General features: G+C 71.3%; 12 protein-coding genes. All 12 read right to left on the bottom strand.

Annotated elements, in window-relative coordinates:
* Positions 1–323: GTP-binding protein (locus tag ACWEFB_RS32075; RefSeq protein WP_452291438.1), on the bottom strand; the 323-nt coding region annotated here is incomplete at its 3' end.
* Entirely contained in the window at positions 323–1,234 is a 912-nt protein-coding gene (gene cysD, locus ACWEFB_RS32070) for a sulfate adenylyltransferase subunit CysD (RefSeq protein WP_452291440.1), read from the bottom strand. The genes ACWEFB_RS32075 and cysD, both read right to left, overlap by 1 nt.
* A gap of 21 nt (positions 1,235–1,255) precedes the next feature.
* Entirely contained in the window at positions 1,256–2,119 is an 864-nt protein-coding gene (locus ACWEFB_RS32065) for a 3'(2'),5'-bisphosphate nucleotidase CysQ (protein WP_452291436.1), read from the bottom strand.
* A gap of 37 nt (positions 2,120–2,156) precedes the next feature.
* Entirely contained in the window at positions 2,157–2,987 is an 831-nt protein-coding gene (locus ACWEFB_RS32060; RefSeq protein WP_452291434.1) for an ABC transporter permease, read from the bottom strand.
* Positions 2,984–4,123, bottom strand: a complete 1,140-nt coding sequence (locus ACWEFB_RS32055) for an ABC transporter ATP-binding protein (RefSeq protein ID WP_452291432.1) — start codon at positions 4,121–4,123, stop codon at positions 2,984–2,986. Before ACWEFB_RS32055 ends, ACWEFB_RS32060 begins: the two co-directional genes overlap by 4 nt.
* A gap of 47 nt (positions 4,124–4,170) precedes the next feature.
* Positions 4,171–5,193 carry an extracellular catalytic domain type 1 short-chain-length polyhydroxyalkanoate depolymerase gene (locus tag ACWEFB_RS32050; RefSeq protein WP_452291430.1) on the bottom strand — a complete coding sequence of 341 codons (1,023 nt, stop codon included), beginning with the start codon at positions 5,191–5,193 and terminating at the stop codon, positions 4,171–4,173.
* A 114-nt stretch (positions 5,194–5,307) separates the two neighbouring features.
* Complete coding sequence (locus ACWEFB_RS32045; protein WP_452291428.1) at positions 5,308–7,128, bottom strand: hypothetical protein; 1,821 nt, start codon at positions 7,126–7,128, stop codon at positions 5,308–5,310.
* Between the two features lie 55 nt (positions 7,129–7,183).
* The gene (locus ACWEFB_RS32040) at positions 7,184–8,146 is read right to left on the bottom strand and encodes a sulfotransferase (RefSeq protein ID WP_326559294.1); all 963 of its coding nucleotides are present in this window, start codon (positions 8,144–8,146) and stop codon (positions 7,184–7,186) included.
* Between the two features lie 26 nt (positions 8,147–8,172).
* Entirely contained in the window at positions 8,173–9,012 is an 840-nt protein-coding gene (locus ACWEFB_RS32035) for an alpha/beta fold hydrolase (RefSeq protein ID WP_452291426.1), read from the bottom strand.
* Between the two features lie 2 nt (positions 9,013–9,014).
* Positions 9,015–9,353 carry an acyl carrier protein gene (locus ACWEFB_RS32030; RefSeq protein ID WP_452291424.1) on the bottom strand — a complete coding sequence of 113 codons (339 nt, stop codon included), beginning with the start codon at positions 9,351–9,353 and terminating at the stop codon, positions 9,015–9,017.
* Positions 9,354–9,388: 35 nt separating this feature from the next.
* The gene (locus ACWEFB_RS32025; protein WP_452291422.1) at positions 9,389–14,221 is read right to left on the bottom strand and encodes a beta-ketoacyl synthase N-terminal-like domain-containing protein; all 4,833 of its coding nucleotides are present in this window, start codon (positions 14,219–14,221) and stop codon (positions 9,389–9,391) included.
* A 73-nt stretch (positions 14,222–14,294) separates the two neighbouring features.
* On the bottom strand, positions 14,295–21,662 hold the full coding sequence (locus tag ACWEFB_RS32020) for an SDR family NAD(P)-dependent oxidoreductase (RefSeq protein WP_452291420.1): 7,368 nt from the start codon (positions 21,660–21,662) through the stop codon (positions 14,295–14,297).
* Between the last annotated feature and the right edge of the window lie 141 nt (positions 21,663–21,803).

Here is a 21,803-nt window from a genome sequence, read left to right as displayed (position 1 = left end):
CCGGGGGTGTCGGCGATGATGAACTTCCGCCTCGGCGTGGCGAAGTACCGGTACGCCACGTCGATGGTGATGCCCTGCTCCCGCTCCGCCCGCAGGCCGTCGGTGAGCAACGCCAGGTTCGTGTACTCGTCCCCACGCGCGGCGGAGACCGCCTCGACCGCCGCCAACTGGTCGGTGAACAGCGACTTCGTGTCGTAGAGCAGCCGGCCGATCAGGGTCGACTTGCCGTCGTCGACACTGCCCGCGGTGGCGAAACGCAACAGGTCCATCGCCCGACCCTCGACCGGCCCGGTCTCGGTGACGGTGACCGCCGTGGTGCTCATCAGAAGTAGCCTTCCCGTTTGCGGTCTTCCATCGCGGCCTCACTGACCCGGTCGTCGCCACGGGTCGCCCCACGCTCGGTGATCCGGGTCGCGGCGACCTCCTCGATCACCAACTCCACGGTGTCGGCGACCGACCGGACCGCGGCGGTGCAGGAGGCGTCACCGACCGTCCGGTACCGCACCAGGGTCACGAACGGCTCCTCGGCGCCACGGGGCGCGATGAACTCGTTCACCGCGTACAGCATCCCGTCCCGCTCGATCACCTCACGCTCGTGCGCGTAGTAGATCGACGGTAACGACAACTGTTCCCGGGCGATGTAGTGCCAGATGTCGAGCTCGGTCCAGTTCGACAACGGGAACACCCGGATCGACTCACCCGGATGATGACGCCCGTTGTACAACGACCACAGCTCCGGCCGCTGGTTCTTCGGATCCCACTGCCCGAAATCGTCCCGGAACGAGAACACCCGCTCCTTCGCCCGCGCCTTCTCCTCGTCCCGACGCGCACCCCCGAACAACGCGTCGAACCGGTACTTCTCCACCGCCGCCAACAACACCGGCGTCTGGATCCGGTTCCGCATACCGTCGGCGGACTCCCGTACGAGGCCGGACTCCAACGCCTCCGGCACACTCGCCACCACCAACTGCAAACCCAGCTCCGCCACCCGCCGGTCCCGGTAGTCGAGAACCTCGGCGAAGTTGTGCCCGGTGTCGACGTGCATGACCGGGAACGGGATCCGGGCCGGCGCGAACGCCTTCTGCGCCAGCCGCAGCATCACGATCGAGTCCTTGCCACCCGAGAACAGCAACACCGGACGTTCCAGCTCGGCCACCACCTCACGCATGACGAAGATGCTCTCCGCCTCGAGCGCATCCAGATGCGACACCCGGTACGCCGCCGGAGTGGTCATGTCCACCGTGTCCATCGCGGGTCAGCCGACTGCCGTGGCCGTTGCCGGCACGAGGGTCAGGTGTTGCCGCAGCGCTGCGAGCAGCGGTGCGGCCAGCTCCGGCTGGCAGACCACCAGGTCCGGCAACCGGGGATCGGCCTCGTTGTATTTCAACGCAGAACCATCGATTCGGGAAGCGTGCAGCCCCGTGGCCGTCGCCACAGCCACCGGCGCGGCCGAGTCCCACTCGTACTGCCCGCCCGCATGCACGTACGCGTCGACCTCCCCACTGATCACCGCCGCGATCTTCGCCCCGGCCGACCCCATCGGCACCAACTCCGCACCGACCTCGTCCGCCAACTCGGTCAGGAACACCGGCGGCCGACTCCGACTCGCCGCCAACCGGATCGTCCGACCGCTGACCGTCGTCGGCCGGGGTGGGGGTGTCGCGGTGCCGAGGGTACGGTGCTGGGCGGGCAGGGCGATGGCGCCCGCGATGATGCGGTGCTCCGTATCCGCGTTCCGTTGCCAGAGTGCGACATGCACCGCCCAGTCCGTCCGGCCCGGCTCGGAGAACTCACGGGTTCCGTCCAACGGATCGATGATCCACACCCGGTCGGCGCCCAGCCGGTCCGGCGCGGGTCCGGCCGTACCCGTGGCCCATGCCTGCCGGGCGCCGTCGTCCTCCTCCGAGAGCACGGCGTCGGCGCTCCTGCACCGGGCCAGTTCATCGCGCAGCAGTTGGTGCGACGCCCGGTCACCCGCGCGCTTCAACGCGGCCGGGTCGTCGTGACAGTGCTCCGCGCGTACGCGCAGCAGCAGCCGGCCGGCGCGGTCGGCCAACCAGGCGGCGAACGCACCATCAGACGCGGGGGATTCGGACCTGGGGGGTTCCAGCACGTTCATCGACGAGCACCTCCGATAGACGCGTTGACCGTGCCGTTCACTGGACGGCACGCCGACTGAAACTTCGTACGCTGGTGAACGTGACCATCGCGGCCACGCAGGCCAGGACCAGGAGACAGACCCAGGCCGGTATGTGTGCGACGTCGGGCAACATGGCCCCCCGTACGCCCTCGGAGACGTAGGTCATCGGGTTGAGGGCGGTGACCGTTTGGAACCAGGGCATGGAGGAGAGCCGTGGCCACGGGTAGTGGATGCAACCGGTCCAGATGATCGGGGTCACGACCAGCGAGAACGTGATGTTGATCCGTTGGATGGGCAGAATCGTCGCCAGCGTCATGCCGATGCCGCCCCCGATCCATCCGCCGAGCAGGACCGTCAGCAGGACCATCGGCAGCCGTTCGGGCTGCAACGGGGCTGAGCCGACCATCAGTGCACCCAGCGGGTAGATGAGGGCTGCGGCGATGAGGCCGCGCAGCATCGCGACCACGAGCTTGCCGACCGCGACCAGGTTTGTCGACAGCGGGGCGAGCAGCCGGTCCTCGATTTCCCGGGTGAAGCCGAACTCCTTGACCAGTGGCAGCGCGACGCTCTGCAGCGCGGTGGTGAGCGCGGCGAGCGCGATGATGCCGGGCAGGAACAGGTCGGCGAAGTTCCGGGCGACGATGCCCTGCCCGCCGAGTACCTTGACGAAGACGAAGAGCATGAACAGCGGGGTGAGGCCGACCTGGACCAGGATGACCCAGAGTTCCTTGCCGGTGACCAGCAGGTCCCGGCGCAGGATGGCCAGGAAGACCCGGTGGGCGCCGGGTCTCGCGGGCGCCGCCGTGGTGCTCGTTGCCGCTACCGGCGGGGCGTCGAGGTCGGTCACCGTGGATCCCTTCCGGTCAGTCCGATGAAGACGTCTTCGAGGCTCGGCTCGGCGATGTGTACGTCGGTGAGGGTCGCCGACCGCGTGGTCAGGATGGTGAGAGCCGGCCCGAGCACAGTGGCGGGGTCGGTGGCGAGATGCAGCCGGATCCTGACGCGCTGGCGCCCACCGGGGTCGGGGGTGAGCGTGGCGACCGCCCGCTCCCGTCGGGCCAGCGCGGCCAGTGCAGCAGCCGGCACACCCGCGCCGAGCCCCGCGCCGCCGCCCAGGCCGAGGCCGGAGCGAAGGTTGGCGGCCCCGGCGCCGGGCGGCGACGCCACGGCGAGCCGTTCACCCTTGCGTACGCCAGAGACCTCGGTAAGTGCACGCAGAAGCTCGTCCGGTTCGTCGGGCGCGGCCGGGGTGACCGTCAGATCGAGGATCGATCGTCCGGCGAGCCCTTTGACCAGGTTGCCCGGCGTGTCCAGGGTGAGCAGCCGACCGTGGTCGACGATGCCGACCCGGTCGACCAGGGCGGCGGCCGCGTTCATCTGGTGCGTGGTCAGCACGATGGTCACGCCGCGCCCGCGCATCTCGCGGATCCGGCCCCAGATCAGCCGCCGGGACTGCGGGTCCAGACCGTTGGTGGGCTCGTCGAGGAAGAGCACCGCCGGCTCGTGGATCAGCGCACGGGCGATCATCAGCCGTTGCACCATCCCGCCCGAGTACGCCTCGATGCGCTTGTCGGCCCGATCCGTCAGGCCGAAACGGTCCAGCAGTACGTCGGCCCGGGCGTTGCGGTCGGCGCGCCCGACACCGTGGTACGCGGCGTGGTACAGCAGGTTCTGTCGTGGCGTCAGCGACCGGTCCAGGTTGTTGTGCTGGGGTACGACGGCCAACTGGGCACGGGCCGCGACCGGGTCGCCGACCACGTCGACCCCGCCGACCAGCGCCCGGCCCGCGGACGCCCGCAGCCGGGTGGTGAGGATGCCGATGGTGGTCGACTTGCCGGCGCCGTTCGGTCCCAGCAGCCCGAAGATCTCGCCGGGGGCCACCGTGAAGGACAGCCCGTCCACGGCTGCGGTCGTGCTTCCGGGGTAGCGTTTGACGAGGTCGGCGACCTCGACCGCGGGCGGGCTGCCACCGCTGCTGGGCATCTGCTGCTCCCTGTCCTGAACTGTGGGGTGGATGGGCGCCGGTTCGGTCAGCCGCCGGTTCGGGGATGTGCGTCGAAGAAGCGCCAGATGGTCTCGGTCGCGTCCAGCGCGGTCGCGGGTGGATCCAGGCCGAGTAGGCGTTGCGCCGCCGGTTCGGGGCCGGCGGCACCGGGCCACTGGTGGCCCGCGTCGTCGACGGTGACCAACTCGACCGCCCGTCCCCCGGGACAGGTGGCGACCGAGGTGCTGACCGGGCCCGAGGCGGTGGTCGCCGGAGCGCCGCATCCGCCGGTCGTACGCCACTGGCCGAGCAGGTCGGGGGTGGGCGGACCGTCGATCTTGACCGGATTACGCCCGGTCCCGTCGTTGTCCCGCTTGCCCGGACCACCGCCGAACGGCACTGTCTGGTCCGCCGTCCCGTGGATGTGGATCACGGAGGTCGGTGCCGGTGCCTGGCACGGGCCGAGTTGGGTCGCGGCCACCGGCCCGATCGCGGCGAACAGCTTCGTGTCGCACGCCAGTCGGTATGCGAGCATTCCGCCGTTGGAGATCCCGGTGGCGTAGATCCGGTTGCGGTCCACCGGAAGCCGGTCGGCCACGGTGGAGACCAGTTGCCGGATGAAGGCCACGTCGTCCACGCCGTCGCGGGCCGGTGGGCCGCAGCAGTCCGGGCCCACCGCCCAGGAGCGGCTCACCCCGTCCGGGTACGCGACGACAAAGCCCTCCCGGTCCGCCTCGGCGTTCCAGCCGTACGAGTTTTCCGCCTGGGCGCCTGTGCCGAGGGCACCGTGCAGCATGACCACGAGCGGCACCGCGGTCGACCAGGCGAGGTTCGCCGGCTGGTAGAGGCGGAAGTCGCGCTCCTGCCCGTCGACCACGAGGGTGTGCGCCGAGGAGCCGCTCGGCATCGTGGACACCGGCCCGACCTCGTGCTGCTCCGGGTCGTCCCGGAACAGCCCGCAACCGGCCAGCAGGGTGAGCGCTCCGACGAGCGGAACGACCGTGAGCAGGTGCCGCCACCGGGTGCGCGGTCCCGCATGACCTATCCAAGATCTACAGATTTCCATCATATTCGCACCATGACATAGTGATGTTCGGGATATGTAAGGATCCGAGGTGTTTGGAGTATCCGTGTGGCCGGCCCCGCCCGTGGCTGCCCACGATGCACGGGCGGGGCCAACCGGCTAACAGCGCTGCATACTCAGCCGGATCAGTTCCCAGCCGCCCTCGGGGACGTCGTCATCCGGGTCCGTACGCAGGTTCATCGGATTGGCCATGCCCAGGTAGAGGGTCGACCCGTCGGCGACCATGTTGCGGATCCCGTAGTTCAGGTAGTTGCCGAGCCCACTGTTGTCCACCACCGTGGCCGGCTTGCTGGTCGAGTCGAAGACGAACAGGTCACCGCCGTAGACCGGTGCCGGCGGGGGGTCGTCGGCCAGCACGGAGGCGTCGCCGAACTCGGCCGCGGCCGGGCCGGTGACACCCAACACCCGGGCGGTGTCCTGGCCCAGGTCCTTGGAGATGTAGCTCCAGTCCATGGTGCCCACGTAGAGTTTCCCGCCCGCCACCGCCATCTTCCAGGTGTAGTTGTTGTACGGGTTGCCCATGCCCGACGGGCCGTACAGCGGGGTGTAGCCGGTCGGCGCGGCGGCCCACGCGCCCGCGCCACCGTTACCGGCCGGGTCGTACGCGGGCAGTTGGGGTGCGCCGTACAGCAGGTCCACCCGCTGGTGGCGGTCGCCGAAGCTCTTACCACGGAAGATGCTGATCGCCCGTTGGGTGCCGCGTACCGAGGCGCGCAGCGCGGCCTCGTTCGCCGGTGGGTAGGTCGCGATGTGTACCGTGGTCGCCTTCATCGGCACGTGCATCGTGCCCCAGTAGAGGTAACCGTTGAACGAGGCCAGTCCACCCAGGGCGTAGGTGCGGGCGACGACCGGATCGGGCTCGTACCCGTCCACCGACCAGACCTGGGCCCAGCTGTCGGCGTCGGCCGGGGTGAGGCCGCGTTCCCCGTGCGACAGCTTCGGGCTCATCCACACCCCGGCGACCCCGGACAGCGGCTCGTCGGTCGTGCCGGGTACCGCGGCTGCCAGGGCGTCGTCACCGGAGCCCGTCCAGGTGGTGACGAAGATCCGTCCGTCGTGCACGGTGAGGTCCGCCGCCTGGGCAGGCAGGTTCGCGACCTCGACAAAGCTGAACGGGTTGCTCCGGGAGCCGGTCCAGCGCAGCACGTGCCCCCGGTTGCCGCCGTTCGCGCCCACCCCGACACCCGCGTAGAGCGCGCCGTCGGCCACCACGAAGTGGCGGATGTTGCCGTACGCCGGCAGGTTGACCGAGCCGAGGAAGGCTCCGGTGTGGGTGTCGAAGGCGAACAGGTTGATGCTTTCGCCCAGGGCGGGCCCACCGAGGAACGCCACGCCCTGATGGGTGCCGGCGGCGCGGATTCCGGCGGTCGTGCTCAGCCGGTTGGCGTCGGTGGTGGAGGCGTTCTTGACTGCGTCGGTCTTTTCCGTCAACCGCCGCGAACGCTTGTCGTACGTGTACAGCCGGGGCGGGCGATGGTCGCCGAGGGTGGCGGGCAGGGTCGGGTTGCGTTTCACGATCTGGCTCTCGCCGTACTCGCAGACCCAGTCCTCGTTCAGGTTCGGCGTCGTGTTGCGCAGGTTGCGCCCGCTGGTCAGGCAGTTGACGTTCGCGCCGGTGCCGAACCACAGGCTCTGCCCGGTCTGGGTCATGCCCCACAGGTAGGACTGGTTCACCTTCGACTGCCCGGTCGCGCACGGGGGACCGGGCGGGTAGGCCACACCGACACCGGCGAAGCACTCGTCCGGGGTGCCCTTCCCGATCAGCTTCCGCTCGTACGTCGGCTGGTGTCCGGCCGTACCCGGCGCATCCGTCCCGATCGGGGCGGCGGTGGCCGGCGACGGCGCCGCCAGCACGTACAGCAGTCCCAGTACGGCGGCCGCGGCGAGCGGTCGCCGGCCCGACATCCGGAATGGTTTCACCAATGGTTCCTCTCGTTCGACGGAGTCACGACGTTCGGTGGGGTCAGGTATGCGCTCAGGCCGCGGCGACCTCTCGGGACCGGACGGGCGCGACGACCCGCCCGGCGACCCGCCGCGCCCAGTCCTCCCAGTCCTCGAACTCAAGGAACCGGGCCAGCAGGCCGAGTTGCCCGACCGGGTCGGCGACCAGGTCCTCGTAGCTCATCCGGTGCAGGTGTCGCGGAGGCAGGTCGGTGAGCGCCTGCTCGGCCTGGCTGGTCAGGAACGCGCTCAGTCCGAGGTAGCGGCGCAGGTCCTGTCCCCGCTCCCGGAGCAGGTCGGCGGTGAGCCGGTCCGGCAGGTACCGTTCCAGATCCTCGGGCACCGACTGACCAGGCTCGATCCGGAAAGGATCGAGCCCGCACCGGCCGAGGAACTCCACCCGCAGCTGGATCAGCTGGAACGACGAGTGCCGGCTCATCGACCGGGCGGTCGCCTCCCGGTCGCGGGTCAGGTACACCACCTTCGCCTCGGGAAACGCCCGCAACAGGTACGGAGCAACGTGACTCGACCCGCCGGAACGCTCGACCCAGCGCCGTTTGCCGGTGACCACGGCCAGCAGGTCGAGGAACATTCGGTGGTGGTCACCGACCGACTGCGTCGGGAAGTCCGGCACCCGCTCGGCGAGTTGGTCGAACAGGCGGTCCGGGTCGGCGGTGAGTTTCGACAGGGTGATGGCGAGGATCCGCGGCAGTTCGGTCATCCGGTCCGCCCACCGGCCGGTCGCCGGATAGCGCACCTCCTTTGGCGGCAGCCCGATCCGGAAGAGGGTGGCGAGTTCCGCCTTGGGGCTGCTCAGCACCGCCCAGTACGCGGCACCGGTGAGCACCTCGGAACTGCGTGCCCAGGGTGCGACGGACATGAAGAACTCCTGCGCCGAGAGAGTCTCGGGCTGCTCCGCGATCAGGTCCGAGAGCAGCGTCGAACCGCACCGGCCGTTGCTGATGATGATCGACCTGCCGGGGACCGGGGTGTCCATCCGAAGACCTCCTGCACGATGGGTTGTCACGGGGTGGTGGCGGCCTCGGCCACCTCGACGGCGCACTCCTCGCGGAGCCAGGCCAGGACGAGCCGGCGTACCGCCTCCGGCCGGTCGATCAGGACGGTGTGTTTCTCGCCGGGTAGGACGACGGTCCGCGTCTGCGGTAGCAGCCGGACCACAGCCGGTGCCAGCTCGACGACAGCGGAGTTCGCGCCGTACAGGCAGAGCACCGGTACGCCGATCGCGCTGATCTGCGCGGAGCTGGGCAGGGCACTGGCCGGAAGGTCCCTGGCCAGCGTGGTCGTCGCCAGCATCTCGCCAGTGGCCCGGGCCCGGCGGGACACCCGTTCGCCCCGACCGGCGCTGATCTGCGCCAGCGCCTCGGGCCGGGGCAGGAGGTCGGTGGCCCGGTCCAGCCGGCGCGCGACCCGAGCCATCCAGGCCCTGGTCGGTGGTGACGATTCGATCGCCGCGATGGAGGCGACCCGGTCCGGGTGGCGGATCGCGTACGCGAATGCGATCGTGCCGCCGAACGAGTTGCCGAGCAGGTGGACCGGACCGGTGACGTCGAGTTCGGTCAGCATCGCCGACAGGTCGTCGACGAAGTCGTCGAGGGCGTAGCCGGTGGGTGGGCGCTCGCTGTGGCCGTGCCCCCGCAGGTCGTACATCAGCACCCGCAGCCCGGCGTCGGCCAGCGGCTTGGCCACCGTGAAATACCAGCTCGCGAGGCTGTCGGAGGCCATCCCGTGGATCATCACGAGGGTGGTCGGCCCGTCATTCCGCCCGGCGCCGCCCGCGCCCGCCCCTTCGTCCGGTGGCTCGAGTTGCTCGACGTGCATCTCGATTCCGTTGGCTCGGATCATCGTCACGAGCGGACCGCCTCGACAACGGTGGGACTGGCGTCGGCCGGCCTGTCCCGGCCGGCCGCGTCGAGGGAGTGTGCGATGTGCTCGACCAGTTGCCCGACCCGCAGCTCGCCCACGGTCTCCAGGTCCAGTTTGGCGACAAAATGCGCGAAGTTGACGGTGTTGCCGTACCGGGCCTGCAACCGGCCGGCGAGGGAGACGACGTCGATGCTCTCCATGCCGAGTTCGTCGCGGAAGGTGGTGTCCATGGTGATCGGGGCATCGGTGGCGAAGTCGCCGAGTACAGCGTCGATGATTTCCGTGAGTTCGGCGAGGATGTCGGCGTGCGAGGCGGCCATGGGGTCTACTCCTTCGGATGGGGGTTGGGTGCCGGTCACGGTTGATCGGCCACGGCGCCGGTTCGCGGGCCCCAGGTCCAGGCGACGACGTAGCGTCGGGGCGGTAGGTCGTCGGGATTGCCGACCTCGCGGTGCTCCACCGGGTAGATCCGATCGTCGACGTGGACGGTCAGCACCGTGTCCGCGGCACTCGTCACGACGAACCGGCGGGGGCGCCCGTCGAGTCCGGTTCCCTCGGCCTTGCCGACGGCCTCCTTGGCGGCCCAGAACCGGGTGAACCACCGTCGCCGGTCCTCGGCGTCGCCGCCGAGCGAGGCCAGCAGGGCGGTCTCCGCGTCGGACAGGGCGAAGTGCAGGGTGCTCTCCGGATGGTCGGTGATCTCGGCGACGTCGATGCCGACACCCGGTGCGTCGGGTGGCGAGGCCGGATCGCGGGGTTTCGCGACCGCGACGCCGATCTCGGCGCAGTGCGCCAGCGAGACGTCGCAGTCGCGCAGGTCACGGCCCGGACGTCCGTACACCCGAGGCCGCCCGTCCGGTTCGTTGCCGACCGTCAGCTCGATCGGGTAGATGTCGCTGTGCCCGTCCTCCCACAACCGGAACCGGACGGCGTCCTTCACCGCGATCCGGCCCAACAGCCACTGCTTGCGGGATTTGGCGGGCTGCCGTTCGTAGTCCGCGTACGCGGCCGAGCCCAGGATGCCGCGCGCGGCCATGCCCTGGGTGACCAGGTCGGTCCAGCAGTCGAAGGCCATCGTCCAGCCCTCGGGTTGGATCAGCGACATCGGATGCCGCTCGGGGAACCGTTCCGCCGGCCGCGCCTGCGGATGGCTGTCGAAGCGCCGGTCGACCGCGCCGTCGATCTGCGCCCACACCCGGTCGCCGACTACCAGTTGGGTGTCCGCGACGAGTTGGGCGTCGTCGATCGAGCGCACCCGGGCGACACATTCGAACGCCGTGCCCGGCTCCGGCGGGGGACCGAAGTACCGGATGTGGCCCAGGCCCACGGGCAGTGCCACGGTACGGAACGGCTGCGTGGTGATGAGCCAGTTGCCGATCAGCTGCAGCGCGTTGTCCAGCAGAGCGCCCGGCGGTACGGGTGCGGTGACCACGCCCCGTACGTGCATGTCCCCGAGGGCGTGTACGGCGGTGACACCCTGGAACCGGGGGCCGTGGAACATCAGCCGCTCCGCGTACATCTCCTCGGCGCTGATCCGTGGCGGCCGTTCGGTAGCGGGATCGTGCCGCCACACCTCGGGCGGGTCCGCCGGATAGTCCGCGGCGAGTTCCACGGTCGATCGGGCGTACGGCCCGAAGGTGACCGAGACCAGGCCGTCACCGGTCGGCTTCACGGTGATCTCGACGTCCTGACCCGGCTCGGCTATCAGCCAACGGTTGAACCTGGCCTCGCGTACGGCCACCGCCCGCATGCCGGGCACCGCCTGCTCCGCCGCGTCCACCATGTGTTGGACCAGGGTGGTCGCCGGCACCACCGGCCACCGGTCCTCCATGTTCGGCCAGTCCGGTGGCTGGACGAAGAAGCAGTGGTCCCTCAGGTACGGCATGGTCTCGACCGAGACCCGCAACGTGATCCGCCGGACCGTACCCCGGCTGCCGCTGGCCTCCCTGCCGCCGTTGCCGGCACTGGCCCCCCTGCCGCTGTCGGCCCTGTCGGCCGGACCGACCCCGCCGGCCGTGGTGTGGTTGCCGTTGCCGTCGGGGCCGGTGGTTCGGGTGGACCGGGCCGGCGGGGCGACCGGGGGCTGCCCGACAACCGGCCGCGGCACCACCGGCGGAGCCGGTCGCTGCGCGCGGTGCGCCGGTGCGGCGGCGTCCAGCACGCTGACCGCGTCCCGCGCCGTGTCCTGCAACAGTGCGGCGAGCTCCGCCGCCGCGCTGGACCGCCCGGCCAACCGGTGCAGCGCGGCCAGCGCCGCCGCCGGGTTACCGCCGGTACCTGCCGGCTCCGGCTGGCGCCCCGCCCCACCTGCCGCCGACGCGTCGACCGGCACGGCCGCACCGTTGTCCGTCGCACCGGACAGATGGCGCGGCTGGACCCCGCCCACCGAGACGCCGAGCAGACCGGCGGCACCGGCACCGAGCCGGACCAGTGGTCCACCCAGGTCCAGCGGAACCGACGGGCCGCGCCGTACCGGTTTCGCGGGCGTCTTCGCCGGTCGCGGGTCGAGCGCGGTCAGGTTCGGGCTGCCGCCCTCCACCCAGATCGCGGTGGCGACCCGCCGGAGCTGGTCCAGCCCGCTGCGGTGCTTCACGTTGACCGGCATCGCGAGATGGTCACGCCCGCGCAGGTTGTCGCTGATCAGCGAGGCGAGCTGTCCGGCGCCGAGTTGGAGGAAGACCCGTACGCCGGCGTCGTACATCGCCGCCACGGTCTGACGGAACCAGACCGGCTCCATCATGTGCCGGACGAACAGGGCGTTGACCTGCGCCTCGTCGGCGGGGAACGGTGCCGCCAGGGTCGCCGACCAGACCGGTATCCGGGTCGGGTGCACCTCCCACCGGCGCAGCGCCGCACCGATCGACTGCAGGCCGTCGGCGAACACGGGAGTGTGGAAGGCCGACCGGAACGGCAGCTTCTGGCACAGCACGTTCTCCGTACGCAGCGCCTCGACGAGCCGGTCCACCTGGGATTCGGGGCCGTTCACCACGGACTGCGCCGGGGCGTTGTCGTGTGAAAGCACCACCCCCGGGAAGTCGCCCAGCATCGGGGTGACGCGCTCGGCACCGGCTCCCACGGCGGCGAAGACGTACCCGGAGACCTCGACCGAGTCGGCGTTGAACAGCTCCAGGAACTCGTCCATCGCCGCTGTGCTGATCTGTCCGCTGGTCGCGGCGGCGGTCCACTCGCCGATGCTGTGTCCGGCGACCGTGTCCGGCAGTACGCCGACGCGGCGCAGCGCCTCGTCGAGCAGCTTGCCCACCTCGATCAGCCCGGCGCCGTGCCGGCCCAGGTCCGTCGCGGACCACTGCCGGTCCGGCAGCCCGAAGTGCGCGGCGATATCCGCGGTACGCGGGGCGAACTCCGCCTCCAGGCCGGGGAAGACGAACGCGAGGCGCCCGGTGCCGGCGGCCAACAGCGGCGACGGACTGAACCAGATGTCCCGGCCACCCCGCCATGCCTCCCGGCGGGCCACCGTCTTGCGGGCGACCGCCAGGAGCTTGTCGGTCGGGTTGACGATGCCGATCCGGCACGGCTCGTCCTCGGTCGCGGGCCGGTTGCTCCGGGCCCGTTCGATGCCGAGGGCCCGTACCTCGTGGTCGTCGCGGGACAGCAGGCCGGCCAACCGGACCGGGTCCGGCGCGGCCAGCCAGAGCACCTGGTCCGGTTCGGTGACCTCGACCGTCGAGCCGGCCACGGTCGAGGCCGCTCCTCCGGCACCTGCGCCGTTCGCTGTCGCCGGCACCCCGCTGGCCGGGCGGTTCCGTACGCCGGCCGGCTCGGGTACCTGCTCGACGATGACGTGCGCGTTGATGCCGCCGAAGCCGAAGGCGTTCACCCCGGCGCGACGTGGCCCGTCGCTCTCCCAGGGGCGGGCGGTGGCGATCGGGGCGAACCGGGTCGCCGTCATCTCCGGGCGTGGGTCGTCGCAGTGCAGGGTGGGCGGCAGCACCCCCCGGTGCACCGCGAGCGTGGCCTTGATCAGGCCGGCGATGCCGGCCGCCGGCATGGTGTGCCCGATCATCGACTTGACCGAGCCGATCACCGGGCGCGGTCCGTCACCGCCGTGTGGGCCGAACACCTCGGCGACCGAGACCAGTTCGGCCGCGTCGCCGGTCGGCGTACCGGTGCCGTGGGCCTCCAGCAACCCCAGCGAGTCCGGCGCGGTCGGATCCAGCCCCGCCGCCTCCCAGGCCCGCCGGATGGCCAGCACCTGTCCGGAGGAAGCCGGGTTGAACATGCTCGCCGAGCGGCCGTCGCTGGACATACCGCTGCCCCGGATGACGGCGTATACCCGGTCGCCGTCGCGGACCGCGTCGGACCACCGCTTCAGTACGACCACGCCGGTGCCCTCGCCGATCAGCAGCCCGTCGGACTCCCGGTGGAACGGCCGGCTCTCCCCACGCCGGGACAGCGCCCGCAACTGGCTGAACACCGACCAGAAGCTGATGTCGTGCACGTGATGCACCCCGCCGGCGAGTACGGCGTCCAACCGCCCGCTGGTCAGTTCGGTGATCGCCTGGTCGACCGCGATCAGCGACGAGGCGCAGGCCGCGTCCAGGGTGTACGCCGGACCGCGCAGGTTGAGCCGGTTGGCCACCCGGGACGCGGCCAGGTTCGGCACCAGCCCGATCGTCCCCTCCGGCTGGTACGGGCCGAGCCGCTCGTCGAACTTCTCGCGTACCAGGTCGAGCCGGCTCTGGTCCAGTTCCGGGATCAACTCCCGCAGGACCTGGATGACCTGGCTCGACATCCGTACCCGTTGGGCGTAGCGGGCCTGGGCCGGGCTGAGGATGCCGCCACGCCCGAGGATCACGCCCACCCGGTCGCCGTCGGGCAGCCGGTCCGCGCCGCCGGCGTCGTCGATCGCGGCGGCGGCCACGTTCAGGGCGATGAGCTGGTCCGGCTCGATGTCCGCCACCGATGCGGGCATGATGCCGAACCGCAGCGGCTCGAAGCTCGCGAACTCGTCCACGAACCCGCCGCGCCGGCAGTACATCCTGTCCGGTCGGTGGGCCTGGTCCGGGTCGTAGAACTCGTCGTCCCACCGGTGCGCCGGCACGTCGGTGATCGCGTCCACGCCGTCGACCAGGTTGCGCCAGTAGTTTTCCAGGTTGCCGGCGCCGGGCATCACCGCCGCCATCCCGACGATCGCGACCGGGTCGCGCCGATCGGTGCTCGTGTTCATCTTCGACCTCTCGCTCCACCGTCGACGGGCCTACCGGGGGTACGGCTCAGCCGCTGCCGCACCTCGTGCACGATCACCAGCCCGAGGCGGTGTAGACCACGGAGTTGATCTTCGGGTCGCCCCAGGCCAACTCGCTCAACAGACTCAGCGCGCCTGCTTCGGGGTCGATCAGTTCGATGCCGCGCCTGGCGTACTCCCGGCTCAGCTCGGCACTGACCATCCCGCCGTGCCCGGCGCCCGGCGCCCAGGGACCCCAGTGCACGGTCACGCAGCGGTTGCCGGTGCCGGCCGCCCACCGGGCGCCGATCGCGTCGATCGCGTCGTTCGCCGCGGCGTAGTCGCCCTGACCCCGATTGCCGTACGCCGCGGCGATGCTGCCGAACAGCACCACGAAGCGGGGCGCCGAGCCCAGCTCGTCCAGGCCGGCCAGTACCGAGCGGGCACCCTCCACCTTCGTGCCGAACACCCGGGCGAACGACTGCGGGTCCTTCTCCGCGATCAGCCTGTCCTCGATCACCCCGGCCGCGTACACGACGCCGTCGACCCGGCCGTGCGTACGCTCGATGTCCAGCAGCAGACTCCGGGTCGCCGACGCGTCCCGCACGTCGAGGGCGTGGTAGCGCACCTCGCTGCCCAACTCGCGCAGCTCGCCGAGGGTCGCCTCGACCTCGCGGGCGGCCAGGACCGCCTGCGCGGTGCGTTCGATCTCCGCCGGTGAACGAAGACCCCGGCGGGCGAGCGCGGCCCGCAACGACGCCCTGTCCCGGGCCGACACCAGGTCCGGATCCTCCGGCTCGGTCGGCAGTGGTGTGCGACCCACCAGCTCGATCCGGCAGCGGCTCGCCATGGCCACCGCACGGGCGAACCACGGCGTGATCCCGCGCGCCCCACCGACCAGGACGACCACCGAGTCCCGGTCGAGGCCGATCGCCGCTGCCTCGGAGGCACCGTCGCCGGCCGGCCCGGCACCGCTCGTCGCCACCGCTCCCAGCGCCACCGGCGCGAGGTCGACCGTGGTCCGCTCGGTCTCGCCCCGTACGACAACCGGTGCGTCCCCGCCGGCCAGCAGTTCGTCGAGCAGGTGTCGGGCGATCCGCTGCGGGTCGGCAGCCGCGTCGACCTCGACGTACCTGGCCGTGACCTGTGGGTACTCCCTGGCGATGGTACGGAACAGGCCGGCGAGTCCGTCGGTACGGTCGGTCCCGCCAACCGGTCCCGCCGCCAGCAGCCAGCGTGGACCGGCCGCGAGCGCCTGCTTGAGGAACGGGAAGATCTCGGGCAGCAGGGGGGCTCCGGCGCCGGTCAACCCGTCGAGCAGGATCAGCCCGTCGAAGCCGGCGAGCTGACCAGCCTGCTTCCCGTCCGCTACACCGGTCTGCCCACCCGCCCCATGCTCCTGAAGGAGTTCGGCGAGGTACGCCAGCGCCGGACTGGCGCCGGTGATGAGGAAACTGGTCCCGGCGAGCACGTCGACGGGCTGCCCGGCGAGCGGGGCACCGGTGTCCGCGCCGGGAGGTCCCCCGATCACCTTCGCCTGCGGCAGGAGCCGCTTCGGAGTGATCCCCGCCCGGGCGGCGGTGGTGACCTCGGCAGCGACCGTCACGGTGTCGGCGACGGAGGGGACGGGCGCGGGCACGATGGCCGGACTCATAGTGGCCAGCGCGGATGGCGCCGCCATCGGTGCGGGTGCGGCGGTGGTGAGCGCGTGTGGTGCGGGCGGCGGGGCCAGCACGCCGTTCCCCGGCGACGGTGCCGCAGCGGCCTCCCCCTGCAACTTCTGGTTGAGCCAGTCGACCATGGTGCGTACGGTGCGGGCCTTGACGAGGTCTTCGAGTTCGGCTTCGTCGCCTTCGACGGCGAGGCGTAGTCGTGCGGCGACCTCGCCGGCGACTTCGGCGCGTTTGATGGAGTCGATGCTGAGGTCTGCTTCGAGGTCGAGGTCGAGTTCGATGAGGTCGACCGGGTAGCCGGTACGTTCGCTGATCACGTCGAGGATCGCGGTCTGGAAGTCGGGTCGGGTCACCACGACCGTGCCGGTCGCGACCAAACCGCCGGAGTGCGCCGACCCGCTCGCCGGTCCGAGTACGGCGGTCGCGTGGATCACGGTCGTGCCCGCCGTCGACCGCATCTTCTGGTTGAGCCAGTCGACCATGGTGCGTACGGTGCGGGCTTTGACGAGGTCTTCGAGTTCGGCTTCGTCGCCTTCGACGGCGAGGCGTAGTCGTGCGGCGACCTCGCCGGCGACTTCGGCGCGTTTGATGGAGTCGATGCTGAGGTCTGCTTCGAGGTCGAGGTCGAGTTCGATGAGGTCGACCGGGTAGCCGGTGCGTTCGCTGATCACGTCGAGGATCGCGGTCTGGAAGTCGGGACCGGACGCGGCGACCGGTGCGGCAGCCACGTCGACCGCGCCCGCCGGTGCGGCCGGAGACACGGCCACCAGCGCCGTCGTCGTGACCGGTGCGACCTCGTTCCCATGACCGGGAAGCACCACCGGCGGGTACGCCTCAGTGGGCTGCCACACGAGCCGCCCACCGGCACCCTCGCCGAAGTACGCGAGCATCACGTCCCGCTGCGAGGCGATCATGTCCCGGCTGGTGCGCAGGAACTCGCTCAACAACTCGTCGCGGCCGTCCCGGCCGCCGAAAGTGGTCTCGTTCGATGCGGTCATCGACAACTCCTTGATCCGTCGTGGGGGCGTCATCCCGCCGGGCAGGCTGTTCCCGAACTGGTCGCGTACGAGCTGGCCGTCGACGGTCCAGAACGGGCGCCGGGCCGACTCGACCGTCGCGAGGTCCGCCGTGTCCCGGCCCTGGAACAACCAACCGGTCCGGACCGGTACGCCGGCACAGGCAAGCTGGGCGACGCTGACGAGGAAGCCGCGCAGCCCTTCCTCGGGGCGCGGTTCGGCAGCGACCGCGAGGTGCGGCCGGTCGCCGAGGACGGCCCGGACCAGTTTGGTGAGGACCTGACCGGGGCCGGCCTCCACGAAGATCCGGGCGCCGCTGGCGTACATCGACTCGACCTGTTCGACGAAACGCACGGGTGCGCCGATCTGCGCGGCGAGTCGTTCACGTACCCGGTCGGCGTCGCCGTCGTACGGGGCGGCGGTGTGGTTCGACCAGACCGGGATCGCCGGCTCGCGTACCGTGCTGGCCGCCAGCGCCTCGGCGAAACGTGCGGTGCCGCCGGCCACCACCGGACTGTGGAACGCGCACGCGACGGAGAGTCCCCGGGCAGTCAGCCCGGCCTCGCGCAGCGCCGCCACTGCCGATCCGACCGCGGGCGTCGGACCGGAGATCACCACCTGGGTCGGCGTGTTCCGGTTGGCCAGTACCACCTCGCCGGCCAGTCCCGCCTCGGCGAGTACCCGGCCGACCTGCTCGGCGGTGCCGGTGACCGCCGCCATGGTGCCCGGATCGTCGCCGGTCGCGGCGAGGATCGCGTCGGCCCGTTGCCGGCTCAGCGCGAGCAGGGTCTCCGGATCGAACGCGTCGGCCACGCAGAGCGCGACCAGCTCCCCGTAGCTGTGTCCACCGGCCAGGTCCGGCCGCACGCCCAGCCGCCGCAGCAGGTGGTCGACCGCCAGCCCGCCGATGCCCAGTACGGGCTGGGCGACCCGGGTGTCGCGTACCCGGTCCTCCTGCTCGCGCACTGTCTCGGGGTCGAACGCCGACGGCGGGAAGAGCAGGTCCGCCCACTCGTCACCGAGGCGCAGATAGTGCCGCAACTCGGGGAACGCCACGAACAGTTCGGCGAGCGCTCCGGGTCGCTGGCTGCCCTGACCGGGGAAGAGGAAGGCCACCTTGCCCGGCTCCGGGTCGTCCGGCGGTTGGACCAGTCCCCGCGCCGGATCGTGCTCGCCTGCCAGGGCCCGGTCCAACAGCTTGGCGAGTTCGTCCCGGTCACGGGCGACGACGGCGATCCGGACCGCGCCCGCCCGGTGATCCGCCTCGCCGGCCAGGGATGCGGCCAGGTCACGCAGTGACCACGGTCGGCCCAGTTCGTCGCGGGTCGCGAGCATCTCCACCAGCCGCCGTACCCGCAACTGTGCGGCAGGGCGGTCGGCGCCGCGGAAGCAGAAGAGTTCCGCCGGCCAGGACTGCCGGGTGTGCCGTGGCTCCGGGCCGTTCGGGTACGCGCTGAGCACGGTGTGGAAGTTCGTCCCGCCGAAGCCGAACGCGCTCACCCCGGCCAGCCGCTCGGCTGCCGGCGACGTCCACGGGCGGGCACCGGTGTAGAACGCGAACGGGCTGCGTTCCGGGCTCCACGCCGGGTTCGGGCGGGTCAGGTGGATCGTGGGTGGCTTGACTCCGGTGTAGAGCGCCAGGCTCGCCTTGATCACGCCGGCCAGGCCGGCGGCACACTTGGTGTGCCCGATTTGCGACTTCACCGAGCCCAGCGCGCAACTACCGGGCTCCGCGCCGGCCTCGTCGAAGAACCGGGTCAGGGTCTCCAGCTCGGTACGGTCGCCGACCACGGTGCCGGTGCCGTGCGCCTCGACCAGGCCGACCTGTCGGGGCGAGACGCCGGTACGGTGGTAGGCCCGGTCGAGGGCACGCCGCTGCCCGCTCGCCCTCGGCGCGGTGAGCCCGAGCGCGCGTCCGTCACTGGAGCTCCCGACGCCCTTGATCACGGCGTAGATCCGGTCGCCGTCGCGTTCGGCGTCGGCCAGCCGCTTCAGTACGACGCACGCCACCCCCTCACCGAGGGCGATGCCGTCGCCGGTGCTGTCGAACGTACGGCACCTCCCGGTCGGGGAGAGGGCGTGCGCGGAGGTGAACATCAGGTAGTCGTTGATGCCGTTGTGCAGGTCGGCGCCACCGCAGATCATCAGGTCGCTGCTGCCGGCGCTGAGTTCCTTGCAGGCGGCGTCCATCGCGGCCAGCGAGGAGGCACAGGCGGCGTCGATGGTGTAGTTGGGGCCGCCGAGGTCGAGACGGTTGGCGACCCGGCCGGCGATGACGTTGGCCAGCACGCCGGGGAAGCTGTCCTCGGTGACCGTGGGAAGTTGGTCCTCCAACTCGGCCGGCACGTCACCCAGGTAGGCCGGGAGCATGGTCCGCAGCGTCTGGGCGTGGCCCATGTCGCTGCCGGCCTCGGCACCGAACACCACCCCGGTCTGGCTGTGGTCCGCGCCGGCCGCGTCGTACGGGTATCCGGCGTCGACCAGCGCCCGGTGCGCCACCTCCAGCGCGAGCAACTGGGTCGGGTCGATGCTGCTCAGCGCCGCCGGGGGGATCCCGTAGCGGATCGCGTCGAACGGGACCGGATCGATGAACCCGCCCCACCGGGAGACGCTGATCCGGCCGGCTTGTCCGGGGCCGACCTCGGGTGCGTAGTACGTGTCGACGTCCCACCGGTCGGTCGGCACCTCGGTGACCGCGTCGGCGCCGCAGAGCACGGTCTGCCAGAAGCTGTGCAGGTCGGGGGAGCCCGGCAGGATGCAGGACATGCCGACGATCGCGATGTCCAGCGGCGCGGGGGGCTCCTCCACCGGTGTGGCCGGCGGGGTGAGTTCGGCGCGCAGCGCGGCGGCCCGTACCGCGTGGAACTCCCGTGCCTCGGTGGTGACCTGTGCGTGCAGTTCCGCGACCGTGGTAGGCGCGTGGCGCAGCACGGCAACCTGGCCGGCCATGAACATCCCCTCGACCGCCTGGACCGCCTCGTCGACCCGCGCCAGGCCGTCTTCCTCCCGGCGTACGCCCTTGCTGGCGATCCGCAGCCGGCCGACGTTCAGCAGCTCCAGCTGTTCCCAGACCTGGCGGTTCTCCACCCCGGCCGATTCCAGTTCCTCCCGTACGCCGTGGAAGTCGTCGACGAAGGGACTCGGCAGGCACCGGGTCGCGTGTCCGGGCGCAGTCTCCAGCAGCGACGTACCGGTGGCCGCGATGGCCTGCTGGTGGAACAGGGGCTGGATGGCGCCCTCTTCGACCGCCTCGGAAGTGAAGAGGTAGGCGGTCCCCATCAGCAGCCCGATCTGCGCCCCGCGCCCGGTCAGGGGCGCGGCCATGGCGGCGACCATCGCCGCCGACCGCGCGTCGTGGATGCCGCCCGCGAACAGTAGCTGCAACCGCCCGGCGTCGTCCGGCTCGTCCGCCAGGAACTCCTCCAGTACCAGCAGCTGCGCCTCCCACAGGGGAAAGCTCGCCCGTGGCCCGACGTGGCCGCCGCACTCCGCGCCCTCGAAGACGAACTTGCGCGCACCCGACCGGAGGAACTGCCGCAGCAGCCCCGGTGACGGTACGTGCAAAAAGGTGTTGATCCCGTCCTGCTCCAAGACCGTGGCCTGGGACGGGCGCCCGCCCGCGATGATCGCGCAGGCGGGCCTGATCTCGCGGATCGCCTCGAGTTGTGCCGCGCGCAGCTCGTCGGGCGCGAAGCCGAGCACCCCGACGCCCCAGGGCCGGTCGCCCAGCCGGTCGGCGGTCTCCCGGAGCACCCGACGGGACTGTTCGGCGCCGGAGAGGGCGAGCGCGATGAAGGGCAGCGCACCGTCGGCGGCGACCACGGCCGCGAACGGGGCCTCGTCGCTGACCCGGGTCATCGGGCCCTGCACCACGGGTATCCGGACGTTGAGGGCGTCGGCGAGGGCGGCACCCGGCGCCAGGGCGTCCCCGGCGGCCGGTTCGGCGATCGCTTCGAGGAGGGTGGCACGGATTCCGCGTACGGCGGCGGCGGTGTCGGGCCAACGCTGGGCGAAGACGGCGGCGAGCCAGCCGTCCTGGCCGATCGGCAGCAGTTGCGAGGTGCTGTCGTGCGGGCCGCCCCGGCGGATCCCGCGTACGCCGTCGACCAGGACCGTCTCGGACCCGTCCAGCCGGCGGATAGTGCCCCGTACGTCCGCCGGCAGCTCGGACTCCGGCATGAGGGTGAGCTGGCTGTCCAGGACGACCCCGGTCGCCCCGCCGATGACGCAGGCGACGGCGGTGCGGGGACCGATGCCGCCGGCGACCCAGATCGGCAGGTCGATGCCGTCGGCCGCGGCCAGTTGCTGGAGCAGGACGAACGAGCTGAGTTCGCTGACCCTGCCGCCGCCCTCCATGCCCCGCGCGATGAGCCCGTGCGCCCCGGCGGCGGCGGCCAGCCGGGCGTCGTCGAGGCTGGTCACCTCGACCAGCACCCGGTACCTGTCGACCACCTCGGCCAGTGGCCAGGGTGTGTCCAGCGGTACGACGACCAGGTCGACCCGACCGTGCCCCGCCCGGTCCACATCGGCCGGTGTGGCGGTGCAGCCGGCCGGTACGCGTACGCCGATCGGCTCGCTTGATCCGGCGGTGGCCTGGGCCAGGCCGGTGAGTGTCCAGCTGTCGCCGGAGGCGAGGTCCAGGACGCCGTGACCGCCGCCGTGGCGGGCGGCTGTGGCGATCCGGGGACTGGGTTCGAGGAGGCTACCGGCGCTGATCGCGATCACCAGATCGCGCGTGTTCGGTGCAGGGCTCATCGGACTCCCACTTCATGGGGCGGCGGTTTCTCGGATGCGACCGAATCAATCAAACGATCAACCGAGGTGACCCGTAGATAATTGGCGCTAATCGATCTCGGGCTCCAATTAAGTTAGGCCAGCTTAGTTACGGCTCAGTTA

It is taken from the genome of Micromonospora sp. NPDC004704 (assembly GCF_053601675.1).
The sequence above is the reverse complement of the archived record's forward strand: the minus strand, read 5'-3'. Positions and strand labels throughout refer to the sequence as shown.

What these genes read in the sequence shown, in the direction of transcription:
- cysD (WP_452291440.1), bottom strand. Translation starts at nt 1,234, where the DNA reads ATGACCACTCCGGCGGCGTACCGGGTGTCGCATCTGGATGCGCTCGAG.
- ACWEFB_RS32065 (WP_452291436.1), bottom strand. Translation starts at nt 2,119, where the DNA reads ATGAACGTGCTGGAACCCCCCAGGTCCGAATCCCCCGCGTCTGATGGT.
- ACWEFB_RS32055 (WP_452291432.1), bottom strand. Translation starts at nt 4,123, where the DNA reads ATGCCCAGCAGCGGTGGCAGCCCGCCCGCGGTCGAGGTCGCCGACCTC.
- ACWEFB_RS32050 (WP_452291430.1), bottom strand. Translation starts at nt 5,193, where the DNA reads ATGATGGAAATCTGTAGATCTTGGATAGGTCATGCGGGACCGCGCACC.
- ACWEFB_RS32040 (WP_326559294.1), bottom strand. Translation starts at nt 8,146, where the DNA reads ATGGACACCCCGGTCCCCGGCAGGTCGATCATCATCAGCAACGGCCGG.
- ACWEFB_RS32035 (WP_452291426.1), bottom strand. Translation starts at nt 9,012, where the DNA reads ATGATCCGAGCCAACGGAATCGAGATGCACGTCGAGCAACTCGAGCCA.
- ACWEFB_RS32030 (WP_452291424.1), bottom strand. Translation starts at nt 9,353, where the DNA reads ATGGCCGCCTCGCACGCCGACATCCTCGCCGAACTCACGGAAATCATC.
- ACWEFB_RS32025 (WP_452291422.1), bottom strand. Translation starts at nt 14,221, where the DNA reads ATGAACACGAGCACCGATCGGCGCGACCCGGTCGCGATCGTCGGGATG.
- ACWEFB_RS32020 (WP_452291420.1), bottom strand. Translation starts at nt 21,662, where the DNA reads ATGAGCCCTGCACCGAACACGCGCGATCTGGTGATCGCGATCAGCGCC.